Source organism: Klebsiella sp. D5A, from assembly GCF_001620885.1.
GTDB lineage: Bacteria > Pseudomonadota > Gammaproteobacteria > Enterobacterales > Enterobacteriaceae > Klebsiella > Klebsiella variicola.
Window position 1 is genome coordinate 273,049 of record NZ_LOAR01000007.1, and the last position, 19,077, is coordinate 292,125.

General features: G+C 56.8%; 17 protein-coding genes. 5 read left to right on the plus strand and 12 right to left on the minus strand.

Annotated elements, in window-relative coordinates:
* Positions 1–9: 9 nt before the first annotated feature.
* A complete protein-coding gene (locus AS136_RS12570) occupies positions 10–378 on the plus strand; it encodes a helix-turn-helix transcriptional regulator (RefSeq protein WP_008807288.1) in 369 nt (122 codons plus the stop codon).
* A 263-nt stretch (positions 379–641) separates the two neighbouring features.
* Here the strand turns inward: AS136_RS12570 and AS136_RS12575 are convergent, their stop codons facing one another.
* Complete coding sequence (locus AS136_RS12575; protein ID WP_008807289.1) at positions 642–2,900, minus strand: TonB-dependent siderophore receptor; 2,259 nt, start codon at positions 2,898–2,900, stop codon at positions 642–644.
* Positions 2,901–3,488: 588 nt separating this feature from the next.
* Between AS136_RS12575 and AS136_RS12580 the strand changes: the two genes are divergently transcribed.
* Complete coding sequence (locus AS136_RS12580; RefSeq protein WP_012543186.1) at positions 3,489–5,069, plus strand: MltF family protein; 1,581 nt, start codon at positions 3,489–3,491, stop codon at positions 5,067–5,069.
* 150 nt (positions 5,070–5,219) lie between these two features.
* On the opposite strand, the gene ssb1 is transcribed toward AS136_RS12580, so the two are convergent.
* The gene (gene ssb1, locus AS136_RS12585; protein ID WP_008807292.1) at positions 5,220–5,747 is read right to left on the minus strand and encodes a single-stranded DNA-binding protein SSB1; all 528 of its coding nucleotides are present in this window, start codon (positions 5,745–5,747) and stop codon (positions 5,220–5,222) included.
* 251 nt (positions 5,748–5,998) lie between these two features.
* Between ssb1 and uvrA the strand changes: the two genes are divergently transcribed.
* The gene (gene uvrA / locus AS136_RS12590) at positions 5,999–8,824 is read left to right on the plus strand and encodes an excinuclease ABC subunit UvrA (RefSeq protein ID WP_008807293.1); all 2,826 of its coding nucleotides are present in this window, start codon (positions 5,999–6,001) and stop codon (positions 8,822–8,824) included.
* On the opposite strand, the gene AS136_RS12595 is transcribed toward uvrA, so the two are convergent.
* From AS136_RS12595 to dnaB, 6 genes are all read right to left on the minus strand, one after another.
* Positions 8,825–9,181, minus strand: a complete 357-nt coding sequence (locus tag AS136_RS12595) for an MmcQ/YjbR family DNA-binding protein (RefSeq protein WP_008807294.1) — start codon at positions 9,179–9,181, stop codon at positions 8,825–8,827.
* Positions 9,182–9,184: 3 nt separating this feature from the next.
* Entirely contained in the window at positions 9,185–9,601 is a 417-nt protein-coding gene (locus AS136_RS12600) for a secondary thiamine-phosphate synthase enzyme YjbQ (protein ID WP_008807295.1), read from the minus strand.
* 130 nt (positions 9,602–9,731) lie between these two features.
* A complete protein-coding gene (aphA, locus tag AS136_RS12605; protein WP_023323467.1) occupies positions 9,732–10,445 on the minus strand; it encodes an acid phosphatase AphA in 714 nt (237 codons plus the stop codon).
* A gap of 193 nt (positions 10,446–10,638) precedes the next feature.
* A complete protein-coding gene (gene tyrB, locus AS136_RS12610) occupies positions 10,639–11,832 on the minus strand; it encodes an aromatic amino acid transaminase (RefSeq protein ID WP_008807297.1) in 1,194 nt (397 codons plus the stop codon).
* Positions 11,833–12,008: 176 nt separating this feature from the next.
* Positions 12,009–13,088, minus strand: coding sequence for an alanine racemase (gene alr, locus AS136_RS12615; RefSeq protein WP_008807298.1), 1,080 nt, complete (start codon positions 13,086–13,088; stop codon positions 12,009–12,011).
* A 31-nt stretch (positions 13,089–13,119) separates the two neighbouring features.
* Entirely contained in the window at positions 13,120–14,535 is a 1,416-nt protein-coding gene (dnaB, locus tag AS136_RS12620) for a replicative DNA helicase (protein WP_008807299.1), read from the minus strand.
* 169 nt (positions 14,536–14,704) lie between these two features.
* On the opposite strand from dnaB, the gene AS136_RS12625 reads away from it, so the two are divergent.
* Complete coding sequence (locus tag AS136_RS12625) at positions 14,705–15,688, plus strand: quinone oxidoreductase (protein ID WP_063266796.1); 984 nt, start codon at positions 14,705–14,707, stop codon at positions 15,686–15,688.
* Between the two features lie 181 nt (positions 15,689–15,869).
* Here AS136_RS12625 and pspG read toward each other — a convergent pair whose 3' ends face one another.
* From pspG to AS136_RS12640, 3 genes are all read right to left on the minus strand, one after another.
* The gene (pspG, locus tag AS136_RS12630) at positions 15,870–16,112 is read right to left on the minus strand and encodes an envelope stress response protein PspG (protein WP_012543188.1); all 243 of its coding nucleotides are present in this window, start codon (positions 16,110–16,112) and stop codon (positions 15,870–15,872) included.
* Between the two features lie 139 nt (positions 16,113–16,251).
* On the minus strand, positions 16,252–17,250 hold the full coding sequence (gene dusA, locus AS136_RS12635) for a tRNA dihydrouridine(20/20a) synthase DusA (RefSeq protein WP_071787641.1): 999 nt from the start codon (positions 17,248–17,250) through the stop codon (positions 16,252–16,254).
* Positions 17,251–17,350: 100 nt separating this feature from the next.
* Positions 17,351–17,839 carry a cupin domain-containing protein gene (locus AS136_RS12640; protein ID WP_002884935.1) on the minus strand — a complete coding sequence of 163 codons (489 nt, stop codon included), beginning with the start codon at positions 17,837–17,839 and terminating at the stop codon, positions 17,351–17,353.
* 249 nt (positions 17,840–18,088) lie between these two features.
* Between AS136_RS12640 and zur the strand changes: the two genes are divergently transcribed.
* Positions 18,089–18,604 carry a zinc uptake transcriptional repressor Zur gene (gene zur, locus AS136_RS12645; RefSeq protein ID WP_012543190.1) on the plus strand — a complete coding sequence of 172 codons (516 nt, stop codon included), beginning with the start codon at positions 18,089–18,091 and terminating at the stop codon, positions 18,602–18,604.
* Between the two features lie 95 nt (positions 18,605–18,699).
* On the opposite strand, the gene AS136_RS12650 is transcribed toward zur, so the two are convergent.
* Positions 18,700–18,909 (minus strand): CsbD family protein, encoded by a 210-nt coding sequence (locus AS136_RS12650; protein WP_004206293.1) that lies wholly within the window; start codon positions 18,907–18,909, stop codon positions 18,700–18,702.
* Between the last annotated feature and the right edge of the window lie 168 nt (positions 18,910–19,077).

The following is a 19,077-nucleotide window of genomic DNA, read 5'->3' on the forward strand; positions in this document are numbered from 1 at the left end:
CCATTCGTTATGGGATTAGCCGCAATCATGCGTAGCAAAACGCTCCAGCAATCGGTATTAAACGACCTGCTCCTGTGGATCGATAATAATCTGGATAAGAAACTGACCGTCGACGATCTGAGCGATATCTCTGGTTATTCCCCCTGGCATTTATTTCGACTCTTCCGCCATTATTTTGATCGTTCGCCCATGGAATATATCCGCCAGCAGCGCATGTCGCTGTGTTGCCGTTTATTGCTGACGACGCCTGGTTACCGAATCGTCGATATTTGTATGATGGTCGGTTATGACGATCTCAGCGCGTTTAATCGTACCTTCAAAAAATATTATGCGCTCACACCCACTCAGTATCGCTATCAGATTACGCGGCAAAAATAAGGAGGTCCCCCTCCTCCGCATCGCTGCGGTTGGGAATGGAAGGGGGACAGGGGATATTACAGAAGGGAAATAGCAGGATGCTATTATCGAACCCGGTCGGGATCAACGACCTTGCGCGACGGAAATCAGTATAAAAGGATATGTTGAGCTAATAATGTAGAGGGCGTGAAGATTTTGTCACGATTTATAACCGCCTCCTCCGCTCTCATCTGAAATAAAAAAACCGGGTCGCGCTGCACCCGGTTTACTCCTCATCAGGATCATCAGAAATGAGTATTAACGCTCATAAAGAAGGTCCGCCCCGACTCGTTATAGGTCTCCGCACCCGCGCCATACAGATAAGCCCCCGTCGTCGCGTTGCCGGTCGTTTGCGCATTCCCTGCCCGGTAGTGGCGAATATCAAACAGGTTATCTATCCCGCTGGTGAAGCTTAGATTTTTGTTCACATCCCAGGTCGCACTGAGGCCGACAATGCTGTATGGGCTGACTTCGTTTAGTTCGCTGCCGCTGACCGCCTCGCCCTTATAATTAAAGCGTTTTGGTTTCTGTCGACCATACCAGGTAAAGGTGCTCTGCAGGGAGAGATCTTCACGAACCTGCCAGCTCAAAGTCGAGTTCAGGGTAAACTGCGGGATCACTGACAGCCGGTCGCCGGTCGTCTTATTCTTGCTCTGCAGCATCCATGTCAGGTTATTGCTCCAGTTAACCGTCTCCCCCACCGGAAGATTCAGCGTTCCTTCCAGGCCTTCCACTAACGCCTTTGGTACGTTTTCCCACTGATAGATATTGGTGGTGCCGTTGCTGGCGGTGCCCACCGCCGCGTACCCTGACTCAATCTTGTTGTGATAGTCGTTACGGAACCAGGTGATTCCCGCCTGATAGCCATCATGCTTGTACTCAAGACCAATCTCTTTATTAACGCTGGTCTCCGCTTTCAGGTCGCTATTCCCCATCAGATAGCAGGCGGAACTACTGGCATAACAGCCTTGACCGTTGCTGTAGAGAATATAGTTCGGGTTCAACTGGTAGAGGTTAGGTGCCTTGTAAGCGCGGGCAATGCCCAGCTTCAGCGTCCAGTCATCCGTCAACTCCTGGGAGAGGTTCAGTGAGGGGCTCCAGTTATTGCCGACGATGCTGTGGTGATCGAAGCGCAGGGCGGGTGTCAGCATGGTACTGTCCGTTAGCGCCATATTATCTTCGGTAAACAGCGAGAAGATCTCGGCGCTGGAGTACGGGCTACGACCGGTAGCCGACACACCGTCGATAGTCCCGTAAGAGAGCGCCTGGGTTGTCGATACGCCATCTTTCATCCGCTGCTGATTCCATTCGGTGCCCAGCGTCAGATTCTGATCGACCCCCAGCGTAAACGGAATATTCACTTCGCTATGTAGCAGGACATCGGCCAGATCGATATCTGAAAACTCGCTACTGGAGAAGATCCCTTCCGTACCGCCCGCCAGCCCTTCATTCATTCGCGAGTTACGGGTGTGTTCGTACTGGGCATAGCTGTTGCTGGTCACGCCATTATCCCAGCCGCCGGTCCATGTGACGCCGTAAGTTTGCCGGTAGAGACGGTTGGTCTCTTTCCCGTACATACTCTTCACCAGCGTACTGGTATTGGTGTTTTGCGTGTCGCCGGCATAGAGGTTGCCCTGGCGGCTGTAGCCGGCCTCAAACTCCAGGGCCTGCATCGGGGCGAACTCCCAGCGCAGCTTACTGTGAATATCTTTGTTCACCACCCCTTCACGTCCGGCGGGATAAGAACCGGCGTAGGAACCGGTACGCTCCGCTTCATGCCCGGCGTTAATGTCCTGAGCATCAGCCTGGGTTTTACTCAGATTACCCCAGAGATTGAAGCTGACACTGTCCGACAGTGGACCATTGAGGCTAAAGTTGGTACGTTTCGTCGCCCCTTCTTTACGGTGCTGCGGAGCATTCATATAGGTATTCCACGACCCGTGCCATTCTGGCGTGGTCGGTTTGGTCACGATGTTGACGACCCCGCCCATCGCGCCATTACCATAGCGCGCCGCCGCCGGGCCGCGGATCACATCGATATGATCGATCATCTCCGCTGGCACCCAACTGGTATCGCCGCGGGAGTCACGATCGCCGCGCCAGCCATACCGCACCGAGTTACGGCTGGTCACCGGTTTACCATCGACCAGCACCAGCGTATTCTCGGGCCCCATGCCACGGATATCAATTTGCCGGTTGTTGCCGCGCTGACCACTGGTGGAGTTGCCGGTCAGGTTTACCCCAGGTTGCGTACGAATTAACTCCGATACATCGCGGGCGGGGGGATGTTTGCGAATCTCCTCTGCGGTAATGGTCGACACGCCCGGTGCCTGCAGGTTCTGCCTGGCAGCGGTCACCACCATCGTTTCCTCCTGGTTTTCGGCCGTTGGGGTGCTCTTATCGCGCGTCGATTGTTCTGTCATATTCTCTGCCGCCTGCAGCGGCACGCTACAGGCGAGCAAAGGAATGACGATCCCCAGCGGGAAGTGAGACGTGTATTTCATAGAATATGCCCTGTTTTCTGTTGCTGTCGGGCATAACGCCTTCCCCAATTGAAAAAACAATGGGATAAAATACTCGCCTCTGCGCCTCGCCAGATTTTGGCGTAGGTCAGCCCCTTCCCGATAGTCATGGGAATAAGAAAACAGCATGAGGCATAATAAAATTAAGTGCCCTGTTTCATCATTAGAGAAAAAGCGCTGCGCGCTATTCTTTGATAGCGTAATCCAGACAGCGAATAATAAGAGTAATGTGCAGTGCTACGGTAATAAAAATGAGATTCATTATCAAGATGATAATAATCAATATCGGGGAAAAATAAAATAAACAAAAATAATCAAACAGTTACAACAAAACAAATGGAGAAGAATAAAATAAAAATATCATCATCATTTTCTATTTATCATTAAAAACACACATTTCCGCCATATTATCTCCATAGTTAAAGTAAAGATAAAAGCACATTAATAGCAAGCGATAAAATGGGAGAAGACTATTTGTCGGCATCGTTATGTTTTTTACGCCCTTGTCGTGCCCGGCTAACGGCAGCCGTTCTGCTAAAATAACCACATCCCCCTGCGGAGTGTTCCTCCATGAACGCCAACTTGCTATCACGCCTGTTTATCGCCTGGCTCACCTGCCTCGCGGCGCTGTTATTCGCCCCTATCCTGCTTGCGGCGGAGGCGGAAAAAGCGCCGCCAGTCGCAACCGAAGACAATACGCTGTCGATCCACATCGACGATATGCTGCAGCCATGGAAAGGCGATCTGCCCGGCATGACCGAGCGGCGCACCATTCGGGTATTAACCACCTACAGCAAGACCTTCTTTTTTATTGATAAAGGCACTCAGCGCGGAGCAACCCACGATATCTTTATGGCGCTGGAAAACGATCTGAATAAGCAGTTGGCGAAGGATAAAAAGCTCAAACAGCGCCACCTGAAGCTGCATATCGTTTTTGTGCCGGTCAGCCGGGATAATCTCTTTATCGCGCTTAATGAAGGTAAAGGCGATATTGCGGCTGCCAATCTGACCATCACGCCCTCGCGGGAAGCCCAGGTCGATTTCGCCCAGCCGCTCTACAGCAACGTGAAAGAATTACTGATCTCCGGGCCGGCATCGCCGAAGATCGACAGCCTGGAGCAGCTCTCCGGCCAAACCGTCTTTGTTCGCCGCTCCTCCAGCTATTACGAGAGTCTGCAGGCGCTGAATGCCCGATTTGCCAGTGAGTCGCGGCCGCCGGTTATCCTGGAGGCAGCGCCGGAAGCGCTGGAGGATGAAGATCTGCTGGAAATGCTCAACGCCGGGCTGATTCCGCTGATCGTCGTCGATCAACACAAAGCCGTTTTCTGGAAACAGGTGTTTCCGAAAATTCAGGTCCATGACAACGTGGTGCTGCGCGACGGCGGCAACATTGCCTGGGCGGTACGCAAAGACAGCCCGCAGCTGCTGGCGGTGCTAAACAACTTCGTCAAAAAGAATCGTCAGGGCACCACGCTGGGTAATACCCTCCTGCTGCGTTACCTGAAAAATGCCAAATATGTCAAAAATGCCGCCGCGAGTAAGGAACGGCGCAAGTTCCTCGCCATGGTGGAAGTCTTCCGCAAATATGGCGATCGCTACGATGTCGACTGGCTGCTGATGGCGGCCCAGGGGTACCAGGAATCGCGACTGAACCAGTCGGTGCGAAGCCACGTCGGCGCCGTCGGGGTAATGCAGGTGATGCCCAGCACCGGAAAAGAGCTGAAAGTGGGCGATATTAAACAGCTGGATCCCAACATCCATGCAGGCGTGAAATACATGCGCTGGATGATAGATCGCTACTATGCTGATGAGCCCATGACCCGGCTCGATAAGGCGCTGTTTGCCTTTGCCTCCTATAACGCGGGTCCGGCGCGTATCGCTCGCCTGCGCACCATGACTAAACAGCGAGGATTTGACCCGAACGTCTGGTTCGGTAATGTCGAAAATCTGGCGGCAGAAAAAATTGGCGCCGAGACGGTCACCTACGTCAGTAATATCTATAAGTATTACATCGCCTATCGGCTGATCGTCGATGATATGGCCCGCAAACAGAAAGCGACGGCCGCGCCGCGACAGGAGCCAGCAGCAGAGCCAGTGAAACCGCAGCCCAGCGTGGCGACGCCGGAGACCGCTCAGGCGCCCTCTGCCTGAAACGCTCGTCGCCGCAGGTTAAAAACCGGTTCTGACACGGTGGCGCAGAAAAAATGCTGAAAGGATGATGCTGAAAGGATAAAGAAAAAGCCCCGGCGAAACCGGGGCTTTTTGTATTTTACGGCGCAGGCAACGCGTTTAAGGCAAGCCTTAAAACGGGATGTCGTCGTCGAAGTCCATCGGCGGTTCGTTAGAAGAAGGCGCTGCCGGGGCCTGCTGCTGCGGACGGGACTGTGCGCCGCCGCTGAACTGGTTGCCGCCCTGCGGCTGCTGAGGCTGACCCCAACCGCCCTGCTGCTGGCCGCCGCCTGCCGGCGCGCCGCCACCCTGACGGCCGCCCAGCATCTGCATGGTGCCGCCAACGTTAACCACGACTTCGGTGGTGTATTTCTCCTGACCGGATTGATCGGTCCACTTGCGGGTACGCAGCTGGCCTTCGATATATACCTGAGAGCCTTTGCGCAGATACTCGCCAGCGACTTCCGCCAGTTTGCCGAACAGCACAACGCGGTGCCACTCGGTCTGCTCTTTCATTTCGCCGGTCTGCTTGTCACGCCAGGATTCGGAAGTTGCCAGCGTGAAGTTGGCGACAGCGCCGCCACTTGGCATGTAGCGTACTTCCGGGTCCTGCCCCAGATTACCGACGAGAATCACCTTGTTTACGCCTCTGCTGGCCATGTTCGTGTCTCCTGAATACGTTTCTTAATAGTGTAAACGCGCGAGTGTACCATTTCCACGTAGCATTTTGATAGCTGCGAGGCTGATTCCAGAGATAGCACTCGTACAAGACATTGTTGCACACTCCCCCTGAATTTGCATTCCGATACTGTATATTCATTCAGGTTAAATTGTGTCATAATTAGCCGTTTCTGCCGTTTGTCCTTCAAGCAAACCAGGCAATCCGTGTATCTACCTACCGGGAAAGGTGAATGGATAAGATCGAAGTTCGGGGCGCCCGCACCCATAATCTCAAAAACATCAACCTCGTTATCCCGCGCGACAAACTCATTGTCGTCACCGGGCTTTCCGGGTCTGGCAAATCTTCACTCGCTTTCGACACCCTGTATGCCGAAGGCCAGCGTCGCTACGTCGAATCGCTCTCCGCCTATGCGCGACAGTTCCTGTCGCTGATGGAGAAGCCGGACGTCGACCATATCGAAGGGCTGTCGCCGGCGATTTCCATCGAACAGAAATCAACCTCTCACAACCCCCGTTCGACGGTGGGTACCATTACCGAAATTCACGACTACCTGCGTCTGCTGTACGCCCGCGTCGGTGAACCGCGCTGTCCGGATCACGACGTGCCGCTGGCGGCGCAAACCGTCAGCCAGATGGTCGATAACGTCCTCGCGCAGCCGGAAGGCCTGCGCCTGATGCTGCTGGCGCCCATTATTAAAGAGCGTAAAGGCGAGCACACCAAAACCCTGGAAAACCTCGCCAGCCAGGGCTACATCCGCGCGCGGATCGACGGCGAAGTCTGCGATCTTTCGGATCCGCCGAAGCTGGAGCTGCAGAAGAAGCACACCATCGAGGTGGTCATCGACCGCTTTAAGGTGCGCGACGATCTGGCGCAGCGCCTGGCCGAGTCGTTCGAAACCGCGCTGGAGCTCTCCGGCGGTACCGCCATTGTGGCCAATATGGATGATGAAAAAGCGGAAGAACTGCTGTTTTCCGCTAACTTCGCCTGCCCGATCTGCGGCTATAGCATGCGCGAGCTGGAGCCGCGCCTGTTCTCCTTCAACAACCCGGCGGGCGCCTGCCCGACCTGCGACGGCCTCGGTGTTCAGCAATATTTCGATCCCGACCGCGTGGTGCAGAATCCGGAGCTGTCGCTGGCGGGCGGCGCCATCCGCGGCTGGGATCGCCGCAACTTCTACTACTTCCAGATGCTGAAGTCGCTGGCGGAGCACTATAAATTCGACGTCGAAGCGCCGTGGGGCACCCTCAGCGCCAGCGTGCAGAAAGTGGTCCTGTACGGTTCCGGTAAAGAGAATATTGAATTCAAATACATGAACGATCGCGGCGACACCTCGGTACGTCGTCACCCGTTCGAAGGCGTGCTGCACAATATGGAGCGCCGTTACAAAGAGACGGAATCCAGCGCCGTGCGCGAAGAGCTGGCGAAATTCATCAGCAACCGCCCATGCGCCAGCTGTGACGGCACGCGGCTGCGTCGTGAAGCGCGCCACGTGTTTGTAGAGAACACCCCGCTGCCGACCATTTCCGATATGAGCATCGGCCACGCGATGGACTTCTTCAACAACCTGAAGCTCTCCGGCCAGCGGGCGCAAATCGCTGAGAAAGTGCTGAAAGAGATCGGCGATCGCCTGAAGTTCCTTGTCAACGTCGGTCTGAACTATCTGACGCTTTCCCGTTCGGCGGAAACGCTCTCCGGCGGCGAAGCCCAGCGTATCCGTCTGGCGAGCCAGATTGGCGCCGGGCTGGTTGGTGTGATGTACGTGCTGGATGAGCCTTCTATCGGCCTGCACCAGCGCGATAACGAACGCCTGCTGGGTACCCTGATCCATCTGCGTAATTTAGGCAACACGGTGATCGTCGTTGAGCATGACGAAGACGCGATTCGCGCCGCCGACCATGTGATCGATATCGGCCCTGGCGCTGGGGTCCACGGCGGCCAGGTGGTGGCCGAAGGGCCACTGGACGCCATTATGGCGGTACCAGAATCCCTCACCGGGCAGTTCATGAGCGGTAAGCGCAAAATCGAAGTGCCGAAACAGCGCGTACCCGCCAATCCGGAAAAAGTGCTGAAACTGACCGGCGCGCGCGGCAACAACCTGAAGGATGTGACGCTGACCCTGCCGGTCGGTCTGTTTACCTGCATTACCGGCGTTTCCGGCTCGGGTAAATCGACGCTGATTAACGACACCCTGTTCCCGATTGCTCAGCGCCAGCTTAACGGCGCGACCATCGCCGAACCGGCGCCGTATCGCGATATCCAGGGGCTGGAGCACTTCGATAAAGTGATCGATATCGACCAGAGCCCGATCGGCCGTACGCCGCGCTCCAACCCGGCGACCTATACCGGGGTGTTTACGCCGGTGCGCGAACTGTTCGCCGGGGTGCCGGAATCACGTTCACGCGGCTATACGCCAGGGCGCTTTAGTTTTAACGTTCGCGGCGGGCGCTGTGAAGCCTGCCAGGGTGATGGCGTCATTAAGGTTGAGATGCACTTCCTGCCGGATATCTATGTGCCGTGCGACCAGTGCAAAGGCAAACGCTATAACCGCGAAACGCTGGAGATTAAGTACAAGGGTAAGACCATCCACGAAGTGCTGGATATGACCATTGAAGAGGCGCGTGAATTCTTTGATGCCGTACCGGCGCTGGCGCGTAAGCTGCAAACCCTGATGGACGTCGGCCTGACCTATATCCGTCTCGGCCAGTCGGCGACGACGCTGTCCGGCGGCGAGGCGCAGCGCGTGAAGCTGGCGCGCGAACTCTCCAAACGCGGTACCGGCCAGACGCTGTATATCCTCGATGAGCCGACCACGGGTCTGCACTTCGCCGATATTCAGCAGTTGCTGGAAGTGCTGCATCAGCTGCGCGATCAGGGCAATACCATCGTGGTGATTGAGCATAACCTCGATGTGATTAAAACTGCCGACTGGATTGTCGATCTGGGTCCGGAAGGCGGTAGCGGCGGCGGCGAAATACTGGTCTCCGGTACACCTGAGACCGTCGCCGAGTGCGAAGCCTCGCACACCGCGCGCTTCCTGAAGCCGATGCTGAAATAATTAGCGGGATAGCTGCTGCCGGACCGACTCCGGCAGCATTTTCACCGCCTGCTGGTAAGATGCATCGACCAGGTAGTAGATTTGCGAATCCGGCAGCGAGCCATCCAGAAAGACGGTGCTCCAGTGCGCTTTATTGAGATGCTTGCTGGGCCGGACATCGCGATGCTGCTCTCGCAGCAGCTCCGCCAGTTCCGGGCTCGCTTTCAGCGCGACCGCCGGCCGCTGGTCCTCCACTTCCTTCACCATGGCAAACAGCACGTCCGAGACTTTGATCTGCGTGGCTTTCCAGTCGCTATGGACGCTCTGCTCCGCTCCCGGTTTCGCCATGCAGTACTGCAATAACTCCGAAATTGTCATCTTTTATTCCCCCATGAGCGTCGCAACGATGTGCCGCGAACCGCCGTGTATCCGATGCTCCCCCAGCCAGATGCCCTGCCAGGTTCCCAGCCTGACGCGCCCGTCCTCGACCGGCAGCATCAGCGACACGCCAAGCATCGATGATTTGATGTGCGAAGGCATATCGTCAGGACCTTCATAATCATGTTCGTACGGCGCATTGTCCGGCACGGCGTTGAGAAAATACTGCTCCATGTCATAGCGGACGGTGGGATCGCAGTTTTCGTTGAGCGTCAGGGAAGCGGAAGTATGCTGGAGCAGGAGGTGCAGCAGGCCAACCTTCACCCCGGACAGCCCGCGAATCTGACCGAGGACCTCATCGGTGACCAGATGAAAACCGCGGGATTTTGGCCCAAGCGTCAGGGTTTGCTGATACCACATCATCGACTCCTTTTGCGAATGAATCCTTCTAAGTGTGCAGCAATACGTGAAAAGGTAAAACCTTCCACCCCTGATTTTGCATAAAAAAACGGCAGCGCTACCGCTGCCGTTTATCGCGTTCAGGCGATCGTCAGTATTCGGAATTGACGATCACTTCTTCGCCCAGCGCCCCGGCCATCGGCAGCGGCTTATAGGAGGAGTTGGCGGCCCGCAGCACGCGGATCCCACGGGCGCCGGCCTCACGGGCAGCGGTGATGTCGTTATCCGAATCGCCGTAGAAAACCTTTATCTGCTTCGCCTGCAGCCACTGGGTCTTGGTGTTCTGGCCAGGCTTATCACCGGCGAAAATCACCGGATTCATATTGGCGGCCGGAATGAGAAAATCATCCTGCAGGGTTTTAGAAACGGTTTCTGTTTTGGTCTGGCTGCGGCCGGTGACGAACCAAATGCTGTCCCCACGCTTCACATGCATCGCAATCAGCTGGCGCGCCACCTCTTTCGGCATGCTGAATTCATCCCAGCCGTTGTTCATTTTTTCCCAGAACTGCGGGTTTTTCAGGTAATCCTCACTGCCGGGGGAGAAAGTTTTTTGCCCGCGCCAGAAGCCCGGACTGGAGAAGAGGACGGTGTCATCGATATCAAAGCCGACGGCCATCGGCGGCCGCCCCAGCAGGCTGTTCTCGATTTGCGCCACCGAAACCCAGTGGATCGGCGCCTGCTCGGCCAGCTGGGCCACATTGGTGCCCACCCACAGCGGCTGTGGCGTGGAGGCGCGCGCCACAACGGCGCTGTTCAGCGAGAACAAAAGAGAAGCCGCCGCAAAGGCGAGAGTAAGTTTGCGCATATTTATCCCTAAATCTATCAATCATTATTATTTTTAATAATGTGCATGCTTAGCAACGCCCCGACCTTACCCGCCGATCGCGTGGATGAAAAGCCTTTTTCGCGTAGATGTCATAGAAAAAGAGGATGATCACAATCAGATAGGAGGTTGCCGCTGCCCGTTGACCGGCAGCGGCAACCCACTGGAGAGCGGCTTACATCACCGCAGCAAAGGCTTTCGCCACCTGCTGAACATTACGTGAGTTTAACCCTGCCACGCACATACGACCGCTGGCAATCAGGTAGACGCCAAACTCGTCGCGCAGACGATCGACCTGCGCTGCGCTGAAGCCGGTGTAGCTGAACATCCCGCGCTGCTTAAGCAGGTAATCCACCTTGCTGCCCGGAGCAACCTGCTGCAGCGCGTCGACCAGCGCCTGGCGCATGGTCAGAATGTGCGCGCGCATGGCGTCCACTTCCGCCTGCCAGGTGGCTTTCAGAGCTGCATCGTTCAGCACCGTCGCCACCACCTGCGCGCCAAAGCTTGGCGGGCTGGAGTAGTTGCGGCGCACGGTGGCCTTCAGCTGACCCAGCACGCGGCCTGCAGTTTCGCTGTCTTCACAGACCACTGACAGGCCGCCGACACGCTCCCCGTACAGGGAGAAAATCTTGGAGAACGAGTTGCTGACCAGCATCGGCATCCCGGCGCTGGCGATGGCGCGAATGGCGTAAGCATCCTCTTCCAGCCCCCCGCCAAAGCCCTGGTAGGCGATGTCGAGGAAGGGGATCAGCTGACGCGCTTGTAATACCTCAACCACGCGGTCCCACTGGGCTGGCGTCAGGTCGGCGCCGGTCGGGTTGTGGCAGCAAGGGTGCAGCAGCACAATATCGCGCGCCGGCAGCGTTTGCAGCGTCGCCAGCAGGTCCTCAAAGCGCACGCCGTTGGTGGCTTTGTCAAACCAGGGGTAAGTACTTACTTCGAAGCCAGCCCCTTCAAAAATGGCGATGTGGTTTTCCCAGGTCGGATCGCTGACCCAGACATGAGACTCCGGAAAGTAGCGTTTGAGGAAGTCGGCCCCGACCTTCAGCGCGCCCGAACCGCCGACCGTCTGAATGGAGGCAATGCGGTTTTGCTTAAGCGCGGTATGCTCTGCGCCGAACAGCAGCGGCGCAATCGCCTGACGGTAGCCGCTCAACCCTTCCATCGGCAGATACAGCGAGGCGCCATGCGGCCCGGCGTTCAGGCGTGCTTCCGCTTCCGCCACCGCCTGCAGCTGCGGGATAATGCCGTCATCGTTGTAGTACAGCCCGATACTCAGGTTGACTTTGTCGCTTCGCGGATCTTCTTTGAAGCGTTCCATCAGAGAAAGAATAGGGTCGCCGGCGTAGGCGTCAACTTTTTGAAACACGCGATGTATCTCCAGGTTTACATAGGGCAGGTTCTTACACAATAAACCGGATATGACGGCAGGTCGAGAGGATGTTGAGGGGAAAATGACCGCGAGGTGGCATAAACCGCTTATTCGCTCGCGGCTGTGCCGATGGCGTACCGGATAACATCAGGGTTATCCGGTACGGCTGGTGCTTAGTCGAGGTATTTCATGGCGACGCGGGAGGTCAGTCGCGTAATAAGTTCGTAAGCACTCACTTTCGTTATCTCGGCGATGCGCTCTACCGGGAGCCCCTCTCCCCATAGCACTACCGCGTCGCCGGCTTTATCCTGGGCCTGCGGTCCGAGGTCAACGCAGATCATATCCATCGCTACCCGGCCGACAATCGGCACTTCCCGGCCATTGACCAGCACCGGCGTGCCCGACGGTGCGGCGCGCGGATAACCGTCGCCATAGCCCATCGCCACCACGCCGAGACGGGTATCGCGTTCGCTGATCCAGGTGCCGCCGTAGCCGACGGGCTCCCCTGCTTTATGCTCGCGCACCGCAATCAGGCTGGACGTCAGAGTCATCACCGGCTGGCAGCCGAAATCTTTCCCGGTGGAGCGATCGTCCAGCGGCGACACGCCATACAGGATAATCCCGGGGCGTACCCAGTCGTAATGCGATTGCGGCCACAGCAGAATGCCGCCCGAGGCGGCGATAGAGCGCAGCCCCGGTTTGCCTTCGGTAAAGGTGGTGAAGATATCCAGCTGGCGTTCGGTGGCGCCGCAGGTCGGCTCATCGGCGCGGGCGAAATGGCTCACCACGTTCACCGGCTGGCGGACGTTTTTACACTGGCTCAGACGCTGATAAAACGCCTCGGCTTCCTCCGGGCGCACCCCTAAGCGATGCATGCCGGTATCCAGCTTCATCCACACGGTTACCGGCTCGGGGAGATCGGCTTGCTCCAGCGCCGCCAGCTGTTCGGGGCTATGCACCGCCGTATGCAGGCGCTGGGCGGCGATCACCGCCAGGTCTTCCGCAGCAAAAAAGCCTTCCAGCAGGAGGATCGGCTGGGCGATGCCTCCTGCTCGCAGGCGCAGCGCCTCTTCCAGGCGGGCGACGCCAAAGGCGTCGGCGTCGGTCAGCGTTCGCGCGGTCTCAAGGAGGCCGTGTCCGTAGGCGTTCGCTTTCACCACCGCAACCAGTTTGCTGGCAGGCGCCAGGTCACGCAGACGTTGCAGGTTGTGTCGCAGAGCGCGGCGGTTGATGACTACAGTTGCCGCTTGCATTTGAATTCCTTAAAAAAAGACAGACAGAGGTTTACTCATCGTCATACTGAGGACCGGCATAATTATCGAACCGCGACCACTGGCCGTTAAAGGTCAGTCGCACGGTGCCGATCGGGCCGTTACGTTGTTTACCAATGATAATTTCCGCGATGCCTTTAAGATCGCTGTTCTCGTGATAAACCTCATCACGGTAAATGAACATGATCAAGTCGGCATCCTGTTCAATGGATCCGGACTCACGCAGGTCGGAGTTGACCGGGCGTTTATCGGCGCGCTGTTCCAGCGAGCGGTTCAGCTGCGACAGCGCCACCACCGGCACCTGCAGCTCTTTCGCCAGCGCCTTCAGCGAGCGGGAGATTTCGGCGATCTCAAGGGTACGGTTGTCGGAGAGCGACGGCACGCGCATCAGCTGCAGGTAGTCGATCATGATAAGTCCGATGCCGCCGTGCTCACGGGCGATACGCCGCGCGCGGGAGCGCACTTCCGTCGGCGTCAAGCCGGAGGAGTCATCGATATAGATATTGCGTTTTTCCAGCAGGATGCCCATGGTGCCGGAGATCCGCGCCCAGTCTTCATCGTCCAGTTGACCGGTACGAATGCGGGTCTGATCGACGCGCGACAGCGAGGCCAGAGAACGCATCATGATCTGTTCCGAGGGCATCTCAAGACTGAAGATGAGTACCGGCTTATCCTGCAGCATTGCCGCGTTTTCCACGAGGTTCATCGCGAAGGTCGTTTTACCCATCGACGGACGGGCGGCGACGATAATCAGATCCGACGGCTGCAAGCCAGCGGTCTTTTTGTTGAGGTCGTCGTAGCCGGTATTCACCCCGGTGACACCGTCATGCGGCTGCTGGAACAGCTGTTCGATACGGGCGACGGTGGCATCAAGCACATCGGCGATGTTTTTCGGCCCTTCGTCTTTATTGGCCCGGCTTTCGGCGATTTTGAAAACCCGGGATTCGGCGAGATCGAGCAGATCTTCGCTGGTTCGCCCCTGCGGGTCGAAGCCGGCTTCGGCGATCTCGTTGGCCACCGAAATCATCTCGCGCACCACCGCGCGTTCGCGCACGATGTCAGCATAGGCGCTGATGTTCGCCGCGCTGGGCGTGTTTTTGGACAGTTCGGCCAGGTAGGCGAAGCCGCCGACGCTGTCCAGCTGCCCCTGACGCTCCAGCGACTCCGCAAGGGTGATCAGGTCAATCGGGCTACCTGACTCCTGCAGACGCGCCATCTCGGTAAAGATATGACGATGCGGACGAGTATAGAAATCTTCCGACACCACGCGTTCGGCGACATCGTCCCAGCGCTCGTTATCCAGCATTAAACCGCCCAACACCGACTGCTCCGCTTCAATCGAGTGCGGCGGGACTTTCAGCCCGGCGAGCTGCGGATCGCGTTCGCGGGTTTCTGTCTGTGGTTTGTTGAAGGGTTTATTTCCTGCCATAGCCTAACATTTCACCGATACGGAAAAGAGCGTGACAGTATAGCGAGAAAGCCATTGCCGCTAAAGAACCCATTAAGCGTGGCAGGCCTGAGGCGGATAAGAAAATCCGTCGCTGCCGCCGCAGGCTGTTAAGCTTACTGGATAATCTCAGAACAACACAGGAGCGAACATGGCAACACGCATCGAATTTTCAAAACACGGCGGGCCGGAGGTGCTTCAGGCGGTTGAGTTCACGCCCCGCGATCCTGCGGAACATGAAATTCAGGTCGAAAACAAAGCCATCGGTATCAACTATATCGACACCTATGTTCGTAGCGGCCTCTATCCGCCACCATCGCTGCCGAGCGGTCTGGGCACCGAGGCAGCCGGCGTCGTCAGTAAAGTTGGCCATGGGGTAACGCACATTAAGGTAGGCGATCGGGTGGTGTACGCGCAGTCGGCGCTCGGCGCCTACAGCACGGTACACAATGTGCTGGCCGACAAAGCCGCGGTCCTGCCGGACGCCATCTCTTTCGAACAGGCCGCGGCATCGTTCCTGAAAGGATTGACGGTGTGGTATCTGCTGCGTAAAACCTATGAAATTAAGCCTAATGAAGTGTTCCTGTTTCACGCGGCCGCCGGCGGCGTCGGGCTGATTGCCTGTCAGTGGGCGAAAGCGCTGGGCGCGAAACTTATCGGCACCGTCGGCAGCGCGCAGAAAGCGCAGCGTGCCAAAGAGGCTGGCGCCTGGCAGGTGATTAACTATCGCGAAGAGCAAATCGTGGAGCGACTCAAGGCGCTTACCGACGGTAAGAAAGTGGCCGTGGTCTACGACTCGGTGGGGAAAGATACCTGGGAAGCCTCTCTGGACTGCCTGCAGCGACGCGGCCTGATGGTCAGCTTTGGCAACTCCTCCGGCCCGGTGACCGGCGTCAATCTGGGGATCCTGAATCAGAAAGGTTCTCTGTACGTCACCCGCCCATCGCTGCACGGCTATATCACCAACCGGGAAGAGCTGGCGGAAGCCTGCAGTGAACTGTTTTCACTGATCGCCAGTGGGGTAATCAAAGTGGACGTGCCCGAGAGTCAGACCTATCCGCTGACCGAGGCCCGTCGGGCGCATGAAGTTCTGGAAAGCCGGGTAACTCAGGGGTCTAGTCTGCTGCTGCCGTAAGCGGACAAAGGGACAAAAGTTTAGGGCTTCCACCTGGGAAGCCCTTACTTTTTTTTAGTTCGGCTGTATGTAGGGTACAGCGCGATGAATTCGTTAACGCGCTAATAGTGACAGATTTGCTCAGTAATGCCTACGCGGTTGTCTGCAAAATTGTTCAGGTTGTGACAGACCCCTCAATACCTTAGTAACGCCAACGGTTATTGTCGCGAAAAGCGTTTCCGTTCGGGGATTTCAGCGCCCGAATAATCCACACCACCACCACGGCCAGCAGCAGCCACGGCAGTAATTTGATCATCAAGGCAAACAACCCGCCGACGAACATCAGCGCGGTAGCGACCACGATAGCCGCGATAATCCCCAGCAGCGATACGCCGGTCACCAACAGCATGACAAAAAATCCAATGACAAATAGCAGTTCCAGCATGGTTCTCTCCCCAACGAATGAATACTTCACTCTGCAGGTATTACAAAAAGCATGCCAAACATAAGAATTTGACTTTAAAAGAAAACGCCCCGCGTCAGTGCGCGAGGCGTGGTCAATTTCACCAGGTTTTCGTCAGAAATTAACGTTTATCGGCCACCAGCTTCAGCGCATGCTCCAGCACCGCAACATCGGCGCCGGCTTTATGCGCGTTCTCGCTCAGGTAGCGACGCCACTGGCGAGCGCCGGGGATGCCCTGAAACAGCCCCAGCATATGGCGGGTAATATGGCCCAGATAGGTGCCATTGCTGAGCTCGCGCTCAATATACGGGTACATGGCTCGCACCACCGCCACCGGATCGGCATCCGCGCCGGCGATGCCGAAAATTTCGCGGTCGACCGAGGCCAGAATACCCGGGTTCTGATAGGCCTCACGCCCGACCATCACCCCATCCATATGCTCAAGCTGCAGTCTGGCTTCGTCCAGCGATTTGATCCCGCCGTTAATCGCCATCGTCAGGTGGGGGAAGTCGCGCTTCAGCTGCCAGACGCGGGGGTAATCCAGCGGCGGGATCTCGCGGTTCTCTTTTGGGCTCAGGCCGGAGAGCCAGGCTTTGCGGGCGTGAATAATAAACATCTCACACTCGCCCTTGCCGGAGACCGTCTCAATGAATTCGCATAGAAACTCATAGCTATCCTGATCGTCAATCCCGATACGGGTTTTCACCGTGACCGGAATCGACACCACATCGCGCATCGCCTTGATGCAGTCGGCCACCAGTGGCGCATTGCCCATCAGACAGGCGCCAAACATCCCGTTCTGCACGCGGTCGGAGGGGCAGCCGACGTTGAGATTGATCTCATCGTAGCCACGCGCTTCAGCCAGCTTCGCGCACTGCGCCAGGGCCTGCGGATCGCTGCCGCCGAGCTGCAGAGCAACCGGGTGCTCTTCTTCGCTATAGGCCAGATAGTCACCTTTGCCGTGAATAATCGCCCCCGTGGTCACCATTTCGGTATACAGCAGCGTATGCCGCGACAGCAGCCGCAGGAAGTAGCGGCAGTGTCGGTCAGTCCAGTCGAGCATCGGCGCGATGGAGAAGCGGTGAGCAGGGAAAACAGGTGACGTTGATTCAGGCATCATGGCGAATAAATAAGCATCCGGGTAAAAAGGGGCGCTACTATAGCACAAAGATAAACCACAGGCGCATAGTGCGCCGCGCTTCGCCCCTTCCCCGGGTCGATTACTTTTTCCGCGGCTTGCCGTCGTGTGGACCGAAGAATTGCGGCGGATGGTCAACCCAGCGATCCTGGCGCGTCGCGGCATAGCCTGGATTGAGCGGATAATAGATGCGGTTGTATTTCTTGTTGGCCTCGCCCACCACCAGCAGACGAACCTCCTGCTCGGTGTTATTGAGAAAAGTGTGGCAGATACCGGTACCCGCGGGAAAACCCACGCTGTCCCCCGGCTCCAGCTTCCAGAGATAGCCGTTTATCCACACTTCCGGATAGCCCTCCAGCACGTAGATGAACTCTTCCTCATCGCTCTCCGCGTGCGGGTACGAGGTGCGCCGCCCGGGCGGCAGTCGCTCGTGGTGGATCCCCAGCCGGTTGAGACGTAAACCGCGCCCCAGCGGCGCGCCAATCGAAAAACGCTCCGGGCTGTCGGGATAAGTGGCATCGTCGGGCCCTTCCAGTTCGCGCCAGTGGCGAATGCAATCAGGTCGTTTCATCGTTTTCTCCCGAAAATGAGACACTTCAGATATAGCATACCCAGGGTCATGCGTGTTGCGATTAAATCGGGCAGGACGGTTTTAGCGATCGACTAAGGCGTAGTCTGCACGAAAGTCAGCGGCCAGCACCCGGAACTGGCGCAGGTACCGACAATCTGAAGTATGACCCGTATCACCTGCCGGCTCTCGGTGTTTTCTGAGGAACGTGATAAAGTAACAGATTCAAATTCACGCAACCCGAGGATGCTCATGGATAAGACCCCTTCGCAAGAGATGTTAGCGCATGCTGAAAAGCTATGCGCGCAGCGCGGCGTACGCCTGACCCCACAGCGTCTGGAGGTGTTGCGCCTGATGAGCCTGCAACAAGGTGCGATCAGCGCCTACGATCTGCTGGATCTCCTGCGTGACAAAGAGCCGCAGGCTAAACCACCGACGGTTTACCGCGCACTGGAGTTTTTACTCGAGCAGGGCTTTGTTCATAAGGTTGAATCGACCAACAGCTATGTGCTGTGCCATCTCTTTGACCAGCCGACCCATAGCTCAGCCATGTTTATCTGTGACCGCTGTGGCGTGGTGAAGGAAGAGGCGGCGGAAGGGGTGGAAGATATCATGCATACGTTAGCGGCCAGAATGGGCTTTGCCCTGCGCCACAACGTGATTGAAGCCCACGGCCTTTGTGCAGACTGCGTGGAAGTCGAAGCCTGCAGCACGCCGGGACACTGCCAGCACGACCATTCCATTCAGCTGAAAAAGAAAGCCCGCTGAGCGTCAGCCGCAGCGGGAAACAGGGTTAACGGCGCATCCTTACGCCATTCAGACAGGCACTAACACAAATGCTTTATTCTTTGAGCCACGGAACGCTACCAGCGGTAGTCGTTTTTATGCTCCCAGTCTGAGACTTCTTTCTCAGCCTGATCCTTCGCATAGCCGTACCGTTCCTGAATTTTACCGACCAGCTGATCGCGCTTACCTTCGATCACGGTCATATCATCATCGGTAAGTTTGCCCCACTGTTCCTTGGCTTTACCTTTCAACTGTTTCCAGTTACCGCCGATTTCGTCTTTATTCATGATAACGTCCTCATCATTCGGTGGGTTTACAGCCCGTTTTGTACCGGACATGGTATTAACTATAGATGAGAATGCTGGTACCGATTCGTTATTCGGAATTTTTAACCATCATACCGATGGGTAAGGCTGAGGCGATTTTCCCGGCTTGCGCTACGCTGAGCCGGGCTA